This window comes from Micromonospora sp. WMMD812 (assembly GCF_027497215.1).
Lineage (GTDB): Bacteria > Actinomycetota > Actinomycetes > Mycobacteriales > Micromonosporaceae > Micromonospora.
This window is the reverse complement of sequence record NZ_CP114904.1, coordinates 2,582,658-2,601,444: the sequence shown is the minus strand read 5'-3', so window position 1 is coordinate 2,601,444 and position 18,787 is coordinate 2,582,658. Positions and strand designations below refer to the sequence as shown.

At 74.0% G+C, this 18,787-nt stretch carries 15 protein-coding genes; 9 read left to right on the top strand and 6 right to left on the bottom strand.

All coding sequences use genetic code 11. The annotated features are described in order from the left end of the window. Nucleotides 1-50 precede the first annotated feature (50 nt). The 4 genes from O7603_RS11780 (at nucleotide 51) to O7603_RS11765 (ending at nucleotide 4,354) form a co-directional block, all read left to right on the top strand. Entirely contained in the window at nucleotides 51-374 is a 324-nt protein-coding gene (locus O7603_RS11780) for a nuclear transport factor 2 family protein (protein ID WP_281575747.1), read from the top strand. 52 nt (nucleotides 375-426) lie between these two features. Next, nucleotides 427-1,215 carry an FkbM family methyltransferase gene (locus O7603_RS11775; protein ID WP_281575746.1) on the top strand — a complete coding sequence of 263 codons (789 nt, stop codon included), beginning with the start codon at nucleotides 427-429 and terminating at the stop codon, nucleotides 1,213-1,215. A gap of 77 nt (nucleotides 1,216-1,292) precedes the next feature. Continuing rightward, complete coding sequence (locus O7603_RS11770) at nucleotides 1,293-3,692, top strand: PEP/pyruvate-binding domain-containing protein (RefSeq protein ID WP_281575745.1); 2,400 nt, start codon at nucleotides 1,293-1,295, stop codon at nucleotides 3,690-3,692. A gap of 71 nt (nucleotides 3,693-3,763) precedes the next feature. Continuing rightward, nucleotides 3,764-4,354, top strand: coding sequence for a TetR family transcriptional regulator C-terminal domain-containing protein (locus O7603_RS11765; RefSeq protein ID WP_281575744.1), 591 nt, complete (start codon nucleotides 3,764-3,766; stop codon nucleotides 4,352-4,354). 339 nt (nucleotides 4,355-4,693) lie between these two features. Here O7603_RS11765 and O7603_RS11760 read toward each other — a convergent pair whose 3' ends face one another. The 3 genes from O7603_RS11760 to O7603_RS11750 all read right to left on the bottom strand — a co-directional run bounded on the left by O7603_RS11760 (nucleotide 4,694) and on the right by O7603_RS11750 (nucleotide 9,774). Further along, entirely contained in the window at nucleotides 4,694-5,557 is an 864-nt protein-coding gene (locus O7603_RS11760; protein ID WP_281575743.1) for an ABC transporter permease, read from the bottom strand. After that, complete coding sequence (locus O7603_RS11755) at nucleotides 5,554-6,528, bottom strand: ATP-binding cassette domain-containing protein (RefSeq protein WP_281575742.1); 975 nt, start codon at nucleotides 6,526-6,528, stop codon at nucleotides 5,554-5,556. The genes O7603_RS11760 and O7603_RS11755 overlap by 4 nt, the downstream gene beginning before the upstream one ends. Nucleotides 6,529-6,594: 66 nt before the next feature. After that, entirely contained in the window at nucleotides 6,595-9,774 is a 3,180-nt protein-coding gene (locus O7603_RS11750) for a BTAD domain-containing putative transcriptional regulator (RefSeq protein ID WP_281575741.1), read from the bottom strand. A gap of 152 nt (nucleotides 9,775-9,926) precedes the next feature. Between O7603_RS11750 and ctaD the strand changes: the two genes are divergently transcribed. From ctaD to O7603_RS11730, 4 genes are all read left to right on the top strand, one after another. Then, a complete protein-coding gene (gene ctaD, locus O7603_RS11745; protein WP_281576671.1) occupies nucleotides 9,927-11,921 on the top strand; it encodes a cytochrome c oxidase subunit I in 1,995 nt (664 codons plus the stop codon). A gap of 102 nt (nucleotides 11,922-12,023) precedes the next feature. After that, entirely contained in the window at nucleotides 12,024-13,154 is a 1,131-nt protein-coding gene (locus tag O7603_RS11740; protein ID WP_281575740.1) for an FUSC family protein, read from the top strand. 149 nt (nucleotides 13,155-13,303) lie between these two features. Beyond that, nucleotides 13,304-13,999, top strand: coding sequence for an SDR family NAD(P)-dependent oxidoreductase (locus O7603_RS11735; RefSeq protein ID WP_281575739.1), 696 nt, complete (start codon nucleotides 13,304-13,306; stop codon nucleotides 13,997-13,999). Then, the gene (locus O7603_RS11730; protein WP_281575738.1) at nucleotides 13,996-15,624 is read left to right on the top strand and encodes an MFS transporter; all 1,629 of its coding nucleotides are present in this window, start codon (nucleotides 13,996-13,998) and stop codon (nucleotides 15,622-15,624) included. The genes O7603_RS11735 and O7603_RS11730 overlap by 4 nt, the downstream gene beginning before the upstream one ends. Nucleotides 15,625-15,722: 98 nt before the next feature. Here O7603_RS11730 and O7603_RS11725 read toward each other — a convergent pair whose 3' ends face one another. Further along, entirely contained in the window at nucleotides 15,723-16,247 is a 525-nt protein-coding gene (locus O7603_RS11725; protein WP_281575737.1) for a MarR family transcriptional regulator, read from the bottom strand. A 116-nt stretch (nucleotides 16,248-16,363) separates the two neighbouring features. On the opposite strand from O7603_RS11725, the gene O7603_RS11720 reads away from it, so the two are divergent. Then, nucleotides 16,364-16,744 carry a DoxX family protein gene (locus O7603_RS11720; RefSeq protein ID WP_281575736.1) on the top strand — a complete coding sequence of 127 codons (381 nt, stop codon included), beginning with the start codon at nucleotides 16,364-16,366 and terminating at the stop codon, nucleotides 16,742-16,744. A gap of 15 nt (nucleotides 16,745-16,759) precedes the next feature. Here the strand turns inward: O7603_RS11720 and O7603_RS11715 are convergent, their stop codons facing one another. Next, nucleotides 16,760-17,533, bottom strand: coding sequence for a hypothetical protein (locus O7603_RS11715; protein WP_281575735.1), 774 nt, complete (start codon nucleotides 17,531-17,533; stop codon nucleotides 16,760-16,762). Nucleotides 17,534-17,597: 64 nt separating this feature from the next. Then, nucleotides 17,598-18,680 (bottom strand): Gfo/Idh/MocA family oxidoreductase, encoded by a 1,083-nt coding sequence (locus O7603_RS11710; RefSeq protein WP_281575734.1) that lies wholly within the window; start codon nucleotides 18,678-18,680, stop codon nucleotides 17,598-17,600. Nucleotides 18,681-18,787: the final 107 nt, after the last annotated feature.

The window sequence follows — 18,787 nt, the reverse complement described above, 5'->3', positions numbered from 1 at the left end:
CCGCCGCGCGTCCGTCTCGTGCTGCCCGTCGGAGAGGACAGGCCACTCGCATGACCACCGCACCCGAGACCATCCGCCGCTACTTCGAACTGGCCGGCCAGCCCGACAAGGACGCCTACTTCGCCCTCTTCGCCGACGACGCCGTCGTGGAGGACGAGGGGAAGACCTACCGGGGCATCCAGGAGATCCGCGCCTGGCGCGGCGAGGTGCCGCTGGTCTCGTACGAGATCACTGACGTGCAGGACACCCCGGAGGGCACGGTGGTGACCGCCACCATCACCGGCGACTTTCCCGGCAGCCCCTTCGCGGGGCTGCGGTTCCGGTTCGAGGGGTACGACGGGGGCCGGATCCGGCGCCTGCGCATCGCCCCCTGACGGCTGCCCGAAACCGAACATCTCTCCATTCCGGCCGGGCTAGATTCCTTCAATGGATGCCCGAACCGGCGCGATCGAGGGGCTGAAGGCGGATCCGGCCACCGTCTCGCTCCGCCGCTCGCTCGAGGTCTACTACGGCGACCCGGCGCGCGAGGCGGCCATGGACGCGTTCTACGCACGATTCGTCCGGACCGGCGACCTCGTCTTCGACGTCGGCGCCCACGTGGGCGACCGGGTCGGCAGCTTCCGGCGGCTCGGCGCCCGCGTGGTCGCCGTGGAGCCGCAGGCTCCCTGCACCCGGGCCCTGCGGGCCATCTACGCCGCGGACGACGCGGTGACGGTGGTGGAGGCGGTGTGTGGCGCCCGGGAGGGACGGCTCTCGTTCAACGTCAACTCCGCCAATCCCACGATCTCCACGGCGTCGTCCGAATTCATCCGCGCCGCGGACGGTGCGGCCGGGTGGGCGCACGAGCGGTGGGACGCGCGGATCGAGGTCGCGTCCGTCACGCTCGACGGGCTCATCGCCGAGCACGGCGTGCCCGCCTTCGTGAAGATCGACGTCGAGGGCTTCGAGGACGCGGTGCTGGCGGGTCTGTCCCGCCCGCTGGCCGCCCTCTCCTTCGAGTTCACCACGATCGAGCGCGCGGTGGCCGAGCGGTGTCTGCGTCGCGTCACCGCCCTCGGGTTCCACGCCTTCAACCTGGCGCTCGGCGACGAGATGGGGTTGGCCTTCGCGCAGTGGATGTCCGCACCGCGCATGGCGGCGCACCTGCGGTCCCTGCCGCACGAGGCCAACTCCGGCGACGTCTACTGCCGATCGCGGTCCCATTTGCGGCGCTGACCGGTTGACATTGCACTTGCATCGCGAAACGCGTACGGTTGTTTGCAATGCAACTGTATTGCAAAGAGGGGTTCGCCATGCGTGTGATCACGTTGTCCGAGCTGGCCGGCGGGATGAACGACCTGGTCGGCGGCAAGGCGGCCGGGCTGGGGGAGTTGGTCCGACTCGGCGAGCGGGTGCCCGACGGCTTCTGCGTCACCACGGCCGCGCACCAGTCGGGCGTGCTGCCCGAGGCGGAGATCGCGGCGGCGTACCGGCGACTCGGCGGCGGACCCGTGGCGGTCCGGTCCAGCGCGACCGCCGAGGACCTGCCCGACGCGAGCTTCGCCGGCATGCAGGACACGTTCCTGAACGTGAGCGGGGAGGCGGACCTGCTGTCGGCGATCGAGAAGTGCTGGCACTCGTTGCACACCGACCGCGCGATCGCCTACCGCGACGCCCACGAGATCGACCACCGCAGGGTGCGGATGGCCGTGGTGGTGCAGCGCATGGTCGAGCCCGCGGTGGCCGGGGTGCTGTTCACCGCCAACCCGGTCACCGGCCGCCGGACCGAGATGGTGGTGGAGGCCGCCGTCGGCCTGGGCACGGCCGTGGTGGACGGCACCGGCGACGTCACCCGGTACGTCCTCGACGGCACCCCACCAGTGGGCCGGGGCCCGCTGACCGCCGCCCAACTCGACGAGCTGCGGCGGGCGGGCGAGCGGCTCCAGCACCACCGGGGCGGGCCGCAGGACGTCGAGTGGGCGTACGACCACGACGGAGTGCTCTGGCTCCTGCAGTCGCGGCCGATCACCACCCTCTTCCCCCTCCCGCCGCCCACCGACGATCCCGAGCCGCGCGTCTACGTGGAGTTCGGTCACGTGCAGGGCATGCTGCGGCCGGTCACCCCGATGGGCATGTCCACCCTGAAGTCGCTGATCGCGGCGATGCTGGCCAGCATCGGGCTTCGCGTCGAGATCACCGACATCGGCGGTCGGCTGTACGGCGACCTGACCGAGCCGGTGCGCGACCGCTCCGCGCGCAAGCGCCTGGTCAAGCTGATGGCGGTCGACTTCGGTCCGCGCGCCCAGGCAGTGGTGGAGCACGTGCTCGCCGACCCCCGCTTCGCGCCGCGACCCGGCCGCCGAGGCGACCGCAAGGGCGGCGGACCGAGCGCCCGGACGGCCGTGCGGGCGCTGACCGGGGTCACCCGGGCGCTGGCCCGGCCGGAGGCCGCCCGCGCCCGCCTGTTCGCGGAGATCCGGCGGCTGGAGCTCGACTCGGCCGCGCCGGCCGCACTCGACACCGCCGCCGACCGGCTGCGGTTCGTCCAGGCGCAGGACACGTCGGCGAGCCCCGACGACCTCGTCTGGCCGATCGTCGCCGGCATGTTGGCGGCGACGCTGCCGGGCCATCTGCTCAAGGGTGTGGCCAGCCGCGACGAGATCGACACGGTGCTCGGCGGGATGCCGCACAACGTCACCATCGAGATGGACCTGGCGCTGTGGCGGCTCGCCGACCAGGCCGGGGCCCACCGCGAGCTGCTGCTGACCACGCCGCCACAGGACCTCGCCGACCGGTACCGGCGCGGGACGCTGCCGGACGTCGGGCTCGCCGCGTTCCTCGACCGGTACGGCCACCGGGCCGTCGCCGAGGTCGACCTCGGGGTGCCCCGTTGGGCCGAGGATCCGGAGCCGGTCTTCGCGATGATCGCCAACTACCTGCGGGTCACCGACCCCGAGCAGGCCCCCGACCGGCGCTTCGCCCGTGCCGCGGCCACCGCCGAGACCGCCCTCGGGGACCTTGTCGCCCGGGCCCGCCGCCGCCGGCCCGTCCGTGGCCGGATCGCCGGATTCCTGCTGCGCCGGGCACGGGCGCTGGCCGGCCTGCGTGAGGCCGGCAAGTTCGGCGGCCTCTACCGGCTGCGCGAGATGCGCCGGCAACTGCTGCTCATCGGCGCCGAACTGACCGACGCCGGCCTGCTGGCCCGGCCGGACGACGTCATGTTCCTGACCCTCGAGGAGGTGGCGGCCGCCGTCGGGGAGGGCGTCGACCACCGGCCGACCGTCACCGCACGCCAGGCGGTGCACCAGCGGGAGCTGCGCCGGCGCACGGTCCCGGTGGCCGTCCTGTCCGACGGCACCGATCTGGAGGCGGTCCTACCCAGGTCGTCCGGGGCGGCCGGGGTCCTCCGTGGCGTCGGCGCCGCGGCCGGCGTGGCGACCGGTCCGGCGCGCGTCGTCCGCGACCCGGCCACCGCACGGCTGGAGCCCGGCGAGATCCTGGTCGCGCCCACCACGGATCCCGGCTGGACGCCGCTGTTCCTCACCGCCGCCGGGCTGGTCACCGAGACCGGCGCCGTCATGGCGCACGGCCCGACGGTGGCCCGGGAGTACGGCATCCCGGCCGTCATCTCCGTCCCCGACGCCACCCGGGCGATCCGCACCGGTGACATCGTCACCGTCGACGCCGCGGCCGGCACGGTGACGGTGGCCTGACCTGCGAGACGCCGGTCGCCGGCGCCCGGCGACGACCAACCGCCGAAACACCTCGTGACAGCATGGGGGCCATGCCCAAGAAGGTCGACCGCCACGAGCGGCGCACGCTCATCGCCGACGCGTTGATGCGAGTGGCCGCGCGGCAGGGCGTGGAGGCGGTCAGCCTGCGTCACGTGGCGGCCGAGGCCGGCGTCTCCGCGGGCATGGTCCAGCACTACTTCCGCACCAAGGACGAGATGATGGCCTTCGCCATGGCCGTCGTCCGAGAACGCAACCAGGCCCGGGTCACCGAGGCGGTCGCCCGGCTCGGCGCGGACCCGCCGCCACGGCTGCTGCTGCGTACGCTGATCGCCGCGCTGCTGCCGCTGACCGAGGAGTCCCGTGCGGACGGACGCGTCGCCCTGGCGTTCCTCGCCTACGCGGCGGTCCGGCCCGAAGCCGCCGTCGGCCTGACCGAGGACACCCGGCAACTGGTCGCCTTCGTGGCCAGCCTGCTCCCGGGGCCGCACCCGGACGAGCGCGCGGCCGGCCTGCTCGCGCTGATGGAGGGGCTCGGCATCTACCTGCTCGGCGGCCAGTACGGCGCCGAGCAGGCACTGGCCGCGTTGGACACCCACCTCGACGTCCTCTTCGCCACGGCCCCGCCCGCGACCGCCGGGTAGCAGCTCGCCCCCGGGCGAGCCCCGGTGGGCAGGTGCTGGCCGGCGGGGCCGCCGCTGCTGCCCGCGGGCAGAGCAAGGAGACGGTATGCGCGCACGAGCGTGATGACTCAGAGGCATAAATATGCCGGTGAGTCATCACCCTCGTGAAGGCAGGGCCCGGCGGCGCCGCCACCGTTGACGGTCGTTGTGCCGCTCGCGGGGTCCTGCTGGGTCGGTCCGCGTGCCGCCGGTGGTCTCGTGCGCGGCGTTCGTGGGCCCCGATGGCCCGTCAGGTGCGTGCCGGCCGGCCCGGGTCGGGCGCCCGGGCCGGCCGGCCCGCACGGGGGAGAGGCCGGCTGCTCAGCGGCTGAGCCGCCGGTAGCGGCGAATCGCCAGCGGCGCGGCCAGCGCGATGATGAGCAACGGCCAGCCGACCGCCAGCGGCAACGGGTGCTGCGCGGCCCACGACTCGCCGCCGATGCCCGGATTGCCGAACAGTTCGCGGGCCGCCGCCACGGTGGCCGACAGCGGGTTCCACGCGGCGACCGCGCCGAGCCAGTCGGGTAGCAGGTCCGGGGCGACGAAGACGTTGGAGAGCGCGGTGAGCGGGAAGGCCAGCGGAAACACGATCACCCCGACCGTGTCCGGGTTCGGCACCACCAGACCCAGCAGGATGCCCACCCAGGTGAACGCCAGCCGCAGCAGCAGGATCAGACCCACCGCCGCCAGGGCGTCGCCCAGCCCGTTGCGCCACTGCCAGCCGACGAGCAGCCCGCAGACCACCAGGGTGGTCAGCTCCAGCACGGCTCGGACGAGGTCGGCGCCGGCCCGCCCGGTCAGCAGGGCGGAGCGGGCCATCGGCAGCGAGCGGAACCGGTCGACCACGCCGCGGCTGGCGTCGAGGGAGACCTGCGAAGCGGTGGCGCCGAGACCGTAGAGCATGGTCATCACGAACACGCCGGGCAGCAGGAACTCCCGATAGCTGCCGTCGCCGGGTACCGCCATGCCGCTGCCGAAGACGTAGCCGAAGACCAGCACGAACATGATCGGCAGGCTGAAGTAGAGGACGATCTCCTCGGGCGACCGGATGACGTGCCGCATGTTCCGCCCGGTCATCACCCAGCCGTCGGCCACGGCCCAACCGACCCGGGCCAGCGGACCGGCGGACGACGGTTCGGTGGCGGCCCCGACCGGTCCGCTACGCGTGTCGAGTGCGGTGGTCATGCCGCCACCTCCGTCCGGCCCTCGCCGGTGGAGTGGCCGGTGAGCCGCAGGAACGCCTCGTCCAGCGTGGGCCGGCGCAGCACGACGTCGTCGACGGCGACCGCCGAGTCCTGGAGTGCCCGCATGACGTCGGCCAGCGCGGCGATCCGGTCGACGACCGGCGCGCCGAGCTGACGGATCTCCGGGTCCACGGTCACCGTCGCGCCGGTGATCCGCTCGACGATGCCCGCCGCGACCGGCAGCTCCGCCGCGTGCCGGACCACCAGTTCGATCCGGTCCGCGCCGATCCGCCCCTTCAGCTCCGCGGAGGTGCCCTCGGCCACCACCCGGCCGGCGTCCACCACCGAGATCCGGTCGGCGAGCTGGTCCGCCTCCTCCAGGTACTGGGTGGTGAGCAGCACGGTGGTGCCCTCGGCGACGAGCGACCGGACAGCGTCCCAGAGGCCGTTGCGGCTGCGCGGGTCCAGGCCCGTGGTCGGCTCGTCGAGGAACAGCACCCGCGGCGTGGTGATCAGGCTGGCGGCGAGGTCGAGCCGCCGGCGCAGCCCGCCCGAGTACCCCCCGGCCGAGCGGTCCGCCATCCCGGTGAGTCCGAACTGGTCGAGCAGCTCGTCGGCCCGTCGCCGGGCCGTCCGGGCCGGCAGGTGCCGGAGCCGGCCGAACAGCACCAGGTTCTGCCGCCCGCTCAGGGTCTCGTCGACCGCGGCGTACTGTCCGGTGAGCCCGATCAGGGCGCGGACCTGGTCCGGTCGGCGCGCCACGTCGTACCCGGCCACGCGGGCGTGACCGGCGTCGAAGCGCAGCAGGGTGGCCAGGATCCGTACCGCCGTGGTCTTGCCCGCGCCGTTGGGGCCGAGCAGCCCGCAGACGGTGCCGGCGGGCACGGTCAGGTCGAACCCGGCGAGCGCCGTGGTCCGGCCGTACGTCTTGCGAAGTCCCTCGGCCACGACGGCCGATGTCTCGTCTCTCATGCCGGCAGCGTGGCCGCCCGCGCTGACCGGCCACGCACCGTGCGCTGACGGCCGGTCGTACCGCCGTCAGCCGGCGTCCAGCAGCGCCACCGCCTGCTCCCGGCCGAGACCGGCGCCGCGGGCGAAGGCCCGTTCGAAGGTCACGTCGCCGACGGCGGCCCGGGCCGCCGCCGCCACCGGCGTGCCCTCGGCCGCGTCACCGGCGCCGGTACCGCTCAGCAGCGCCGACACCGCGCCGAGCAGCAGCGCGGCCCGCTCGCCCTCGCCGCGCCGCAGCGTCGGTCCGATCAGGCCCTCCACCGCCGCGCTCACGGTTGGCACGTCCCAGACTCCGATGGTCGCGCCGAGCACCTCCCGGTAGCGGACGCGCGCCGTCGGCGCGTCGCCGACCGCGTCGGCGATCTGCCCGAGGGAGACCAGCGCCGCGAGGCGGACCACCTCGGCCCCGAACCAGCCGGCCGGACACTCCGCCACGGCCTGTTCGCAGAGCCGCCGCGCCAGGTCGAGGTCGCCACGTCGGCGGGCGATCTCACCGAGCCCGTAGTGCGCCGCGGCGACCAGCTCCGGCGCCCCCGCCGGCTGCGCGACCGTCACCACGCGCCGATAGTCGGCGGCGGCCCCGTCGAGGTCACCCACGCCGATCCGGCCGTCCGCCCGGGTACGCAGCAACTCGGCCAGGTCGAGCGCCGAGCCGAGCTCGTCGGCCAACCGCAGGGCCTCCGCCATCGGCGCGGCGGCCGCCACCGGGTCGCCGACCCGGTAGGCCGTCTCGGCGAGCGTGCTCAGGACGAGGATCATCCCCCACCGCTCGCCGATGGTTCGGAAACCGTGGAGGGCCGCCGTCAGCTCCACGCGGGCCTGGTCGTACCGGCCGTCGATCAGCCACACCATCGCCGTGCCGAGCGACCCCAGCGCCCGGCTCCACGGGTCGGCGCCGAGCAGCTCGTCCCGGCCCTCGGCGGAGTGCAGCACCGATATCCGCTCCGGTGGCGGGGGGCCGACGGCCGTCCCGGAGAGATAGAGCAGGAACGGGTGCCGAGGTGGTCGGCCCAGACCCCAGAGGATTTCGCTGGCCGGGCCGACGTGCGGCGGGCTCGCCCCGCCGAAGCCGCTCACCGCGGCGACCAGCAGGCAGAGCGCGTACTCCTCGGTGAGGCCGGGCGGTGGCCCGCCGAGCCGGTCGACGAGCCGGCCGGCCAGCGCCGCCCCCTCGCCGCGCAGGCCACGCAGCCACCAGTAGAACGACAGGGCGGCGACCAGCCGCAGCCCGGTGTCGGTGTCGTCGCCCAGCACCGCCCGGCGCAGTGCGGCGAGCAGGTCGTCGCGGTCGGCGTCCAGCCGTCGCAGCCAGTCCAGCTGCGTCGCGCCGCGCAGCCCGGCGTCGCCCGCCCGGGCCAGGTCGAGGAAGTACGCGGCGTGCGCCCGGCGGAGTTGCTCGGCCTCGCCCGCCTCGGCGAGCTGTTCCGCGGCGAACACGCGCACGGTCTCCAGCATCCGGAAACGCCCGTCGGCCGCGTCCACCAGCGACTTCTCCACCAGGCTGGTCAACACGTCGAGCACGTCCGCGTCGAGCGGCGCGCAGATCCGCTCGACGGCGGTCAGGTCCGCGCTTCCGGCGAAGACGCTGAGCCGGCGTGCCAGCCGCCGTTCCGGCTCGTCCAGCAGGTCCCAGCTCCACCGCACCACCGCGCGCAGGGTCTGGTGTCGGGGCTCGGCGACCCGGCTGCCCCGGTTGAGCAGCCGGAACCGGTCGTCGAGGCGCGCGGCCACCTCGGTGACCGGCAACGCCCGCAACCGCGCCGCGGCCAGCTCGAGGGCGAGCGGCAGGCCGTCGAGCGTACGACAGATCCGCAGCACCGCCGCGACGGTGCCGGCGTCGACGTCGAACCCCGGCGCCACGTCCGCGGCGCGGTCGGCGAAGAGCCGGACGGCGGAGTACTCCCGCGCCAGTTCGGGCGGGACGTCCTCGACGGGTGCCGGTAGGCCGCCCACCGGGCAGAGCGTCTCACCGGTCACGCCGAGAGGTTCCCGGCTGGTGGCCAGGACGCGGACCGCCGGAGCGGCGCCGAGCAGCCGCGCGGTGACCCGGGCGGCGTCGTCGACCACGTGCTCGCAGTTGTCGAGCAGGAGCAGCAGTCGCCGGTCGGCGAGGGCCGCGACCAGCCGGTCGGTGACGTCCCGCGGGCCGCCGGGCAGGCGCAGCGCCGCGTCGCGCAGATCGAGTGCGGCCAGCACCGCCGGGGCGACCTCCGCCCCGGCGGGCAGCGCGGCCAGCTCGACCAGGCAGACGTCGCCGCCGTGCCGCTCGGCGGCCGCCAGGGCCAGCCGGGTCTTCCCGGCGCCGCCCGGCCCGTGCAGCGTGACCAGCCGGGCCTCGCCCAGCAGCCCGCCGACCCGGCGCAGCTCGTCCTCCCGGCCCACGAAGCTGGTCAGCTGACCGGGGAGTGGAGGCAGCTGGGGCGCGGCCGCGTCGGCGGGGGGATCGACCTCGTCGCGCAGCAGGGTCGCGTGCAACGCGACCAGGTCGGGGGACGGGTCCGTGCCCAGCTCCTCGGCGAGCAGGCGGCGAAGGTCCGCGAACGCGGCGAGCGCCTCCGCCCGACGGCCGTCCGCGTGCAGCGCCCGCATCAGGTGTCCGTGCAGGCGCTCCCGCAGGGGGTCGGTGGTCACCAGCTCCCGCAGCTCCGTCACCAGCCGACCGGTGCGCACCGCTTCCGGCTCCGCCGCCGCCAGGGCCAGCTCCGCCTCGATCCGGTCCTCGATCGCGGCCAACCGGCGGTCCCGCAGTCGGGCCGCCTGCGGCGGGGCGAACGGCGCGTCGGCCACGTCCGCCAGTGGTTCCCCGCGCCACAGGTCGAGCGCCTCCCGCAGCAGGCCGGCCGCCCGGCGCGGATCGCCGGCCGTGAGGGCGGACCGTCCGCCGTCGGCCAGTCGGGTGAACCGGTGCGCGTCGACGTCCTCCGGATCCACCGCGAGCCGGTAGCCCGCTGGGTGGAACTCGACCGGGTCGACCGGTCCGGTCGAGAGCACCTGGCGCAGTCGGGACACCTGCGACTGCAACGCGTTCGCCACTCCGGCCGGCGGGTCGGCCCCGTACAGGCCGTCGACGAGGCGTTCCCGCGGCACGACCCGCCCGGCGTCGAGCAGCAGCAGCGCCAGCAGGGCGCGCAGCCGCGGCCCGCCGACGGCGAGGCGGCGACCGTCGGCGGGGTACACCTCGGTCGCGCCCAGGATGCCGTACCGCACGGCGTCGATTGTCGCTCAGGCGTCCCCGACCGCCCGCGTGCCGTCGCTGGCGTGGGCGGTGGGGGCCTTTTGCCCGACTCGCACTCCTTGTGAGGTTCCGTGTGTCAAGGTCGGAGGGATTGTTCGCGAAGACGACGTTCTCGGAGAAGATCATGCCGAAGCGGGCGAGTACGGTGTCGGCCCAGGACCGTCAGCCGGCGATCCTTGCCCCGGCGGAGTTCGGCGGGTATCCCGGCCCGTTCCGCGAGGCGATCCCCGGCAACAGCCTGCTCAAGCTGCTCGGCACCACCGACGCCAAGCTGATCGGTCTGCTCTACCTGACGACGTCCTTCATCTTCTTCCTGGTCGGTGGGGTGATGGCCCTGCTCCTCCGGGCCGAGCTGGCCCGCCCCGGTCTGCAGTTCCTCTCGCCCGAGCAGTACAACCAGCTCTTCACCATGCACGGCACGATCATGCTGTTGCTGTTCGCGACGCCGCTGGTGTTCGCGTTCGGCAACTACATCGTCCCGTTGCAGATCGGCGCCCCGGACGTCGCGTTCCCGCGGCTCAACGCGTTCGCGTACTGGCTCTACCTGTTCGGCGGGTCGATCGTCATGGCCGGCTTCCTGACCCCGGGCGGCGCGGCGGACTTCGGCTGGTTCGCGTACTCCCCGCTGAGCGACGCCGACAACTCACCGGGCGTCGGCGCGAACATGTGGGTCGTCGGGCTGGTCATCTCCGGTCTGGGCACCATCCTCGGCGCGGTCAACATGATCACCACGATCCTGACGCTGCGCGCGCCCGGCATGACCATGTTCCGGATGCCGCTCTTCACCTGGAACCTCCTGCTCACCAGCGTGCTGGTGATCCTGGTCTTCCCGCTGCTCGCCGCCGCCCTGCTCGCCCTGGGCGCGGACCGGCTGCTCAACGCGCACGTGTACGACGCGGCGACCGGCGGGCCCATGCTGTGGCAGCACCTGTTCTGGTTCTTCGGCCACCCTGAGGTGTACATCGTCGCCCTGCCGTTCTTCGGCATCATCAGCGAGATCATCCCGGTGTTCGCGCGCAAGCCGATCTTCGGCTACTCCGGGATCGTGTTCGCCACCATCGCGATCACCGTGTTGTCGATGACCGTGTGGGCGCACCACATGTTCGGCACCGGGCAGGTGCTGCTGCCGTTCTTCAGCATCCTGAGCTACCTCATCGCGGTGCCGACCGGGGTGAAGTTCTTCAACTGGATCGGCACCATGTGGAAGGGGCAGCTCACCTTCGAGACGCCGATGCTGTTCGCGATCGGCTTCCTGGTCACGTTCCTGCTCGGCGGGCTCACCGGCGTGCTGTTGGCCAGCCCGCCGGTCGACTTCCACGTCACCGACTCGTACTTCGTGATCGCGCACTTCCACTACGTGCTCTTCGGCACGATCGTCTTCGCCGCCTTCGGCGGTGTGTACTTCTGGTTCCCGAAGATGACCGGCCGACTGCTCGACGAGCGCCTGGGGAAGGTGCACTTCTGGACCATGTTCCTCGGTTTCCACACCACATTCCTGATCCAGCACTGGTTGGGCAACGAGGGGATGCCCCGGCGGTACGCCGACTACCTGCCCTCCGACGGGTTCACCATCCTGAACACCGTCTCCAGCATCGGCTCGTTCGTGCTCGGCGCGTCCACCCTCTTCTTCATCTACAACGTCTGGAAGTCCTGGCGGTACGGGGCGATGGTGACGGTGGACGATCCCTGGGGGTTCGGCAACTCGCTGGAGTGGGCGACCACCTGCCCGCCTCCGCTGCGCAACTTCGACCGCATGCCCCGGATCCGCTCCGAGCGGCCGGCGTTCGACGCCAAGTACGGCGAGTTCGTCGCCGACCTCGGCCGGGACCTGCCGCAGCGCGCCGCCCGGCCGCCGCAGCGGATCGCCGACGAGATGCACCGCGAACGCCACCGCCCGGAGTCGCCCAGCGCCACCGGCGCGCGCGGTACGGACGAGGTCACGACGCACCAGCCGAGCCCGCAGTCCGGTGCCCGCCCGGTCGACGTTCCGGCCCCCGAGGACGTGCGTCGGCCCAGCTTCGAGCAGACGACGGAGGCCAACGACGATCCGCTGGACTCCGAGCGCGGCGAGCGGGCTCCCGGCCAGTGGCGTCATCCCGGAGAGCCGGACGACGAGTAGGGCCGCCGGTGGCGTGATGATTCATCCGCACGTCACCGGGTAGGCGCGGCCGTGGTCGAGGCCGGAGGGCGGGAAAGAGGCGACGGGCCGGCTCGTGCCGCCATGGAGCCCGTCCTGGCGCGACTGCGCCGCCTCCTCTCGACCAGCGCACTGCGGGACCGGCTGCGCCGGGTGCGCGCCGGCGGCATCCTGGCCGTGCAGGCCGGGCTGGCCGCCGCGCTGTCCTGGTGGGTCGCGGGCGACCTGCTGCACATCCCGAAGCCGGTGTTCGCGCCCGTCTCCGCGGTGATCGCCCTGGCCGCGTCGGTGGGTCAGCGGCTGCGTCGCACCATCGAGTTGGTCATCGGGGTGTCGGTCGGCGTGCTGATCGGCGACCTGCTGATCTACCTGGTCGGGACCGGGCCGTGGCAGCTCGGCCTGATCGTGGTGCTGTCGATCGTGGTGGCCGTGCTGCTCGGTGGCAGCCCGGCCGTGATGGTCCAGGCGGCGGCGACCGCCGTGCTCGTCGGCACGCTCAGCCCCACCGTGGCGAACCTGGAGGTTCCCCGGTTCATCGCCGCGCTCATCGGGGGCGCGGTGTCGCTGGTGGTCACCGCGGTGTTGCTGCCGCTGAACCCGCTGCGGGTGGTCAACCGGGCGGCCACGCCGGCGCTGAACCTGCTCATCGAGCAGTTGGACGTCACCGCGGAGGCCCTTCGACGGCGGGACGCCCCGGCGGCGCAGGCGGCCCTCGACCGGCTGCGCGACAACAAGCAGGAGATGGGGGCGTTCACCGAGGCGGCGCAGGCCGCGAAGGAGGCGAGCACGCTGTCGCTGGTCCGCTGGGAGAGCCGGGAGGGCGGCCCGGTGGGCCGGTACGCGCGCGCGGTGGAGCCGGTCGACCGGGCGATGCGCAACAGCGGCACCCTGATCCGCCGGACGGTGACCCTCATCGAGGACGGCGAGCCGGTACCCGACGCCATGCCGGAGGCGGTCGCCGCGCTGGCCGGCGCGGTGCGGGTGCTCCGCCGCGAGTTCACCACCGCGGACGAGCCGGACGAGGCGCGGGAGCAGGCGCTCCGGGCGGTGGCGGCGGCGGGCCGCGCGTACCGGGAGGGGGTGGGGTTCTCCGGCGCGGTGGTGGTCGCTCAGGTCCGTACGGCGGCGAGCGACCTGATCGTGTCCACCGGGATCGAGCAGGAGGAGGCGAACGGGATGATCCGCCACGCCTTCGGCCGGTTCCGCCCCGGCTGACCACCCTGTCCCGCTCCGTCGCCTCCGGGCCGTACCCGGGCCGGCCGCCCGCAGGCCAGCTCGGGCGGTTGACCAGGGCCGACGGCGGGGTGTGGAGGCGGCCGGAGCGGGAAGCCACCAGCGTTCCGGTGGGTGACGGCTGGAGGGGCATGGGAGCCAGGACGTTCGTGGTGGTCGGTGGGACCAGCGGGCTCGGCCTGGCGGTCGCCCGGCTGCTCGTCGACGAGGACCGCGTCGTCGTGCTGGGCGACGTGCCGGACGAGGTCGCCGCCACGGCCGACGAGGTGGGCTGCGACGGCACGGTCTGCGACACGTCCTCCTACGAGCAGGTGCGGGACGCCTTCGCCCGGGTGGTGGACCGGTACGGCACGATCGACGGGGTGGCGGCCTGCGCCTCGATGTGGATCGGCGGCGACCTGGCCGACCTCTCCTCGGAACGCATCCGGCGGGCCGTCGAGGTCAACGCGCTGGGCACGACGTATGTGTTCAAGGAAGCGCTCGACCACATGCACCGGCAGGGGTTCGGCAACGTGGTGTACGTCGGGGCGATGGCGGTGACGAAGCCGCGCCCGGGCATCCCCGTCTACCGGGCCACCAAGAGCTACGGGAGCAGCCTGGTCGAGTCGCTGGCCGAGGCGCAGCACAGCAACCGGGTCAAGGTGATGCAGCTGCATCCCGGGCCGATGCCGACGCGGCTTCAGGAGCGGGTCGGCGACGACTTCCTCGACGAGGTGTACGCGCTGCCCGAACAGGTCGCCACCGAGGTCGTCCGGCTGGTCCGGCTCGCCCCCGACGACCTGTACGTGTCCGGCGAGCGCGTGCTGCGCGCGGACGGGCGGTGGTGACCGCCGGCGGTGACATCGCCGAGCGTCCGGTCTCGGCGTGGTCGCCGCTGCGGACCGCGGTGTACCGGAACCTGTGGCTGGCCCTGCTCGCCGCCAACATCGGGACCTGGATGCAGACGGTCGGCGCCCAGTGGCTGCTGATCAACGAGCCGAACGCGTCGACCCTGGTCGCCCTGGTCCAGACCGCCAGCCTGCTGCCCGTGCTGCTGCTGGCGTTGCCGGCCGGCGCCCTGGCCGACACGTTCGACCGTCGGCACCTGCTGGTCTCGGTGCAGCTTTTCCTGGTCGTGGTGGCGGTCGGCCTGACCCTGCTCACCGCCGCCGGCCGGATGCCGCCGGCGCTGCTGCTGACGCTCACCTTCGCCTTCGGCGTGGGGCAGGCGCTCACCCTGCCGGCCTGGGCGGCGGTGATTCCCGAGCTGGTCCCGAAGGACCAGCTGCGGGCGGCGTCCGCGCTGGGCTCGATCAGCGTCAACGTGGCGCGGGCCGTCGGGCCGGCCGTGGCCGGCGTGCTGATCTCGCGGTCCGGGCCGGCCCCGGTCTTCGGGCTCAACGCCCTGGCCTTCCTGGTCTTCGCGCTCACGCTGTGGCGGTGGCGGCCGGCGCGCGCCCGGGCGGTCGAGGTGCCGGAACGGTTCACCGCCGCGCTGCGGGCCGGCGGCCGCTACGTCCGGCACTCCCCGATCGTCCGCCGGCTGCTCCGGCGGGCGCTGGTGTTCCTCGTGCCGGGCAGCGCCCTGTGGGCGCTGCTGCCGCTGGTCGCCCACCGGCGGCTCGGCCTCGGCTCCAGCGGGTACGGCCTGTTGCTGGCCGCCCTCGGCATCGGCGCGATCCTGGGCGGCGTACTGCTGCCGTGGGTGCGTACCCGGCTCACCGCGAACCAGTTCCTGCTGGTGGCCGGCGTGCTGTTCGGCGCGGCGCTGATCGTCGTGGCGACGGTCCGGGCCGTTCCGGTCGTGCTCGGCGCCCTGCTGCCGGCCGGCCTGTCCTGGGTGATCGTCCTCGCCAACGTCAACGCGGAGATGCAGCTCTTCCTGCCCGGCTGGGTACGCGCCCGGGGCCTCGCCGTCTACCAGGTGGTCTTCGCGGGCGGCCAGGCGGTGGGCGCGTTCGCCTGGGGTGTGTTGGCCGACGTCGCCGGGCTTGTCGACGCGCTGGTCGTGGCGGGCGGGTTGATGCTGGTCGGCTCGGTGACCTCGCAGATCTGGCCGCTGCCCGACCTGCGCGGTGTGAACAAGGACCCGGCGACCTACTGGCCCCGGCTGCAACTGGCGCACGAGCCGGATCCGCGGGTGGGGCCGGTGCTGGTGGTGGTCACCTACGCCGTCCGGCGGGAACGGGAGAGGGCGTTCCTGGACGCGATGGACCTGGTGCGCGGGTCGCGGCAGCGTACCGGCGCGATGCGCTGGGGGCTGTTCCGGGAGGGGGAGGTGCCGGACCGCTTCGTCGAGGTCTACCTGGTGCCCTCCTGGGACGAGCACCTGCGCCAGCACGGCGGCCGGCTGACGGGCGCCGACCGGGAGGCGGAGGAGCGCGCCCGCGGCCTCGCCGAGGGTGAGCCGGAGGTGCGCCACCTGCTACCGGCCGCCGCCGGACCCGCGCTGACCGAGGAGGACACGGTCTGAGCCGATCGCCCTTCGGGCGTCCGCCGGGGTCCGGGCGCGCCGCGCCTCCGGCAGGAACCGGTCGTGCGCGCCGTAGCGCGCTGAATCGACGATCGGCGTCACGCCTTCCGCGCGGACGGAGGGGCCCAGTGGGCGGTGCGGCCGCCGGGGCACTGGCCGTCGGGGTCGACGGCCCGCATCACCCGGTTGCCGATCTCGCGGAGCTGGCGCTGCTGGGCCTTGGTCAGCGGGTCGAAGACGAGGTGGCGGACCGCCGCCACGTGCCCGGGGGCGGTCTCGACCACCTTCGCCCAGCCCTCGTCGGTGAGGACCGCGAGCGTGTAGCGGCCGTCGGTCGGGTCGGGGGTACGCCGTACCCAGCCGCGCCGTTCCAGCCGGCCGACCACCTGTGACAGCCGGGAGAGCGACCCCTCGGCCAGCACCGCCAGCTCACTCATCCGCAGCGTGCGGCCCGAAGACTCGGACAGCCCGGCCAGGACCTGGTACTCGAAGTGGCTGATGCCGGCGTCGCGCTGCAACTGGGCGTCGAGCGCGGCGGGCATCCGGATCAGGACGCTGAGCAGGGACAGCCAGGTCTCCCTCTCCTCGGCGTCCAGCCAGCGCGGTTCCTGCGGCGTCTCCATCCGCCCAGCATAACTTCACGGCTGAAGTGACCCACGCCGCTGATCACTTGCAGCTTGAAGTGATCGCGGCGTACGTTGCGCTTCACGCTTGAAGTGACAACAGGGTGGGAGCCCCCATGAACATCGTCTTGTGGATCGTCGCGGCCCTGCTGGCCGTCGTCTTCCTCGGCGTCGGTCTGATGAAGGTGACGCGGCCGAAGGAGAAGCTGGTCGCCTCCGGGTTGGGGTGGGCGGAGACGTGGAGCGCGGGCACCGTGAAGCTCATCGGCGCGCTGGAGGTGCTCGCCGCCGTCGGGCTGATCCTGCCGGCCGTGCTCGACATCGCACCCGTGCTGGTGCCGCTCGCCGCGCTCGGCCTGGTGTTGATCATGATCGGCGCGGTCGTCATCCACGCCCGCCGCAAGGAGTACCCGGGGCTCGTGGCCAACATCGTGCTCCTCGTGCTGTCCGCGGTGATCCTCTGGGGCCGCCTCGGCCCGTATTCCTTCACCTCCTGAGCCGCCGAACGCCGGTCAGGCGAACCGTTCGGTCGTCACGGGCACGAGCCCGCACAGCCGTACGACCGAGGTCAGCTCGTGCAGGAGCGGCCCGACCGAGTGGTCGGCGTCGGTCGCCAGCAGTGCCGTCAGGTCGAGCGACCAGGCGAGCCCCCGGCCGACCCGGCGCACCGTCCACTCGTAGCGGTCCGCGCCGACGCGCCGACGAGCGGTGGGCGACCCGTCGGCGGCGTGCTGCCCCCCGGCCGGTTGCCAGCGGGCGGTCAGCCCCGCCAACCGCTCCGCGGGCAGGTCCCCGGCGAACAGCACCCGGTAGACCCGCCGCTCCCGGCATCCGTCGGGGGCGGCGGCGGAACCGAACAGCAGCGGCGTCGTGGTCGGGAAGGCCTGGTCGTCGTGGAAGCGCGTACGCAGCATCGGCTCGCCCGGCAACGGTCCGCCGCCGATCCGGCGATGGACGGCATCGGCGCCGTCCCGGTCGACCGGGACCAACCGACCGCGCAGCTCAGGATCGCTCCGCATCGCCCGGCTGTAGGCCGCGGAACTCCACCAGCGGGCCTCCGAGGGCGTCCATCCCGCGCTGCGCAGGCCCACCGTCGTCCCGTCGGCGGCGCGGACGAAATCCTCGACCACGATCGCCTCGACCGTCCGCCGGCCCGGGCCCGGCCCGACGACCACGTAGTAGTCCAGCGGCGGCTGCCACCGGTCGGCGGTCGCGAGGTGGTGGTGACCGGCTTGCGGCACCGGGCGGCCGACCGCCGGTCGTGCGGGCTGCGCCCCGATCGTCACCGGGCCCCCTCCGGCTCGTCGCCACGTACCCGGCACGGTAACCCGGGGCCGGGCACGACCGGGGTCAGCGCGCCGGGGTCGGCGGCACGGGAAGCACCGCGCCCTCCACGGCGGAGCGGTGCGCCAGTTCGATGAGCGCGACCGTGTCGGCCGCGTCGCGGGGGTCGACCGGCATCGGGCCGTCGCCGCGCAGCGCGGCCGCGACCTGCTCGTAGAAGCTCTGGTAGCGGCCGGGCTCGGTGCGGACCGGGCGCAGGTCGTCGTCGGTGCCGAGCCGGCCGTACTGCTCGGGTGGGACCTCGCCCCAGCCCGGGGCTCCCGGTCGGCCGCCGTCGCGCAGCGCCGCCTCCTGCGGGTCCAACCCGTACGTCGTGTATCCGGCGCGGTCGCCGAGGACGCGCAGGCGGGGCCCGAGCTGCGGGGTGACCGCGCTCATCCAGAGGTGGGAGCGGGCGCCGCCGGTGTGGGTCAGCGCGACGAACGCGTCGTCGTCCACCTCCGCGCCCGGCCGACGGCGGTCCACCTCGGCGTAGAGGCTGCGTACCGGGCCGAGTAGCTGCACCGCCTGGTCGATGAGGTGGGCGCCCAGGTCGAAGAGGCCGCCGCCGGCCTCCTCCGGCGTGCCGCGCTCCCGCCACCCCGGCTTGATCGTCGGCCGCCACCGCTCGAAGCGGGACTCGAACCGGGTCACCCGTCCCAGCGTGCCCTCGTCGATCAGGCGGCGGACGGTCAGGAAGTCGCCGTCCCAGCGACGGTTCTGGAACGTCGTCAGCGGCACACCCCGACGGGCCGCCTCGTCCACCAGCTCCCGACCTTCGGCCGCGGTGGGGGCGAGCGGCTTGTCGATCACCACGGCCAGACCGGCGGCCACCGCCGCCCGGGCCATCGGCACGTGCAGCCGGTTGGGCGTCGCCACGACGACGAGGTCGAGTGACTCGGGCGTCCGCCACAGCAGGTCCGCGTCGTCGACCAGCCGCGCGTCCGGGTGGTCCTGCCGGACCTGCTGCCGCCGCTCCGGGTCGCGGGTCACCACCGCGTGCAGGCGCAGGCCGGGCGTCGCGGCGATCAGCGGCGCGTGGAAGACCCGACCGGCCAGGCCGTAGCCCAGCAGACCGACCCGCAACGGCGCCTGCCCTGTCCCCGCCATGCCACTCTCCCGTCTCCGGTCCGGCGTCCCGATGAGCCGATCACGGTGCCACCGAATCTACGCCGCGTCGCAGCGGCGGCAGGCCGTCATGGCGTAGATCATCGTGG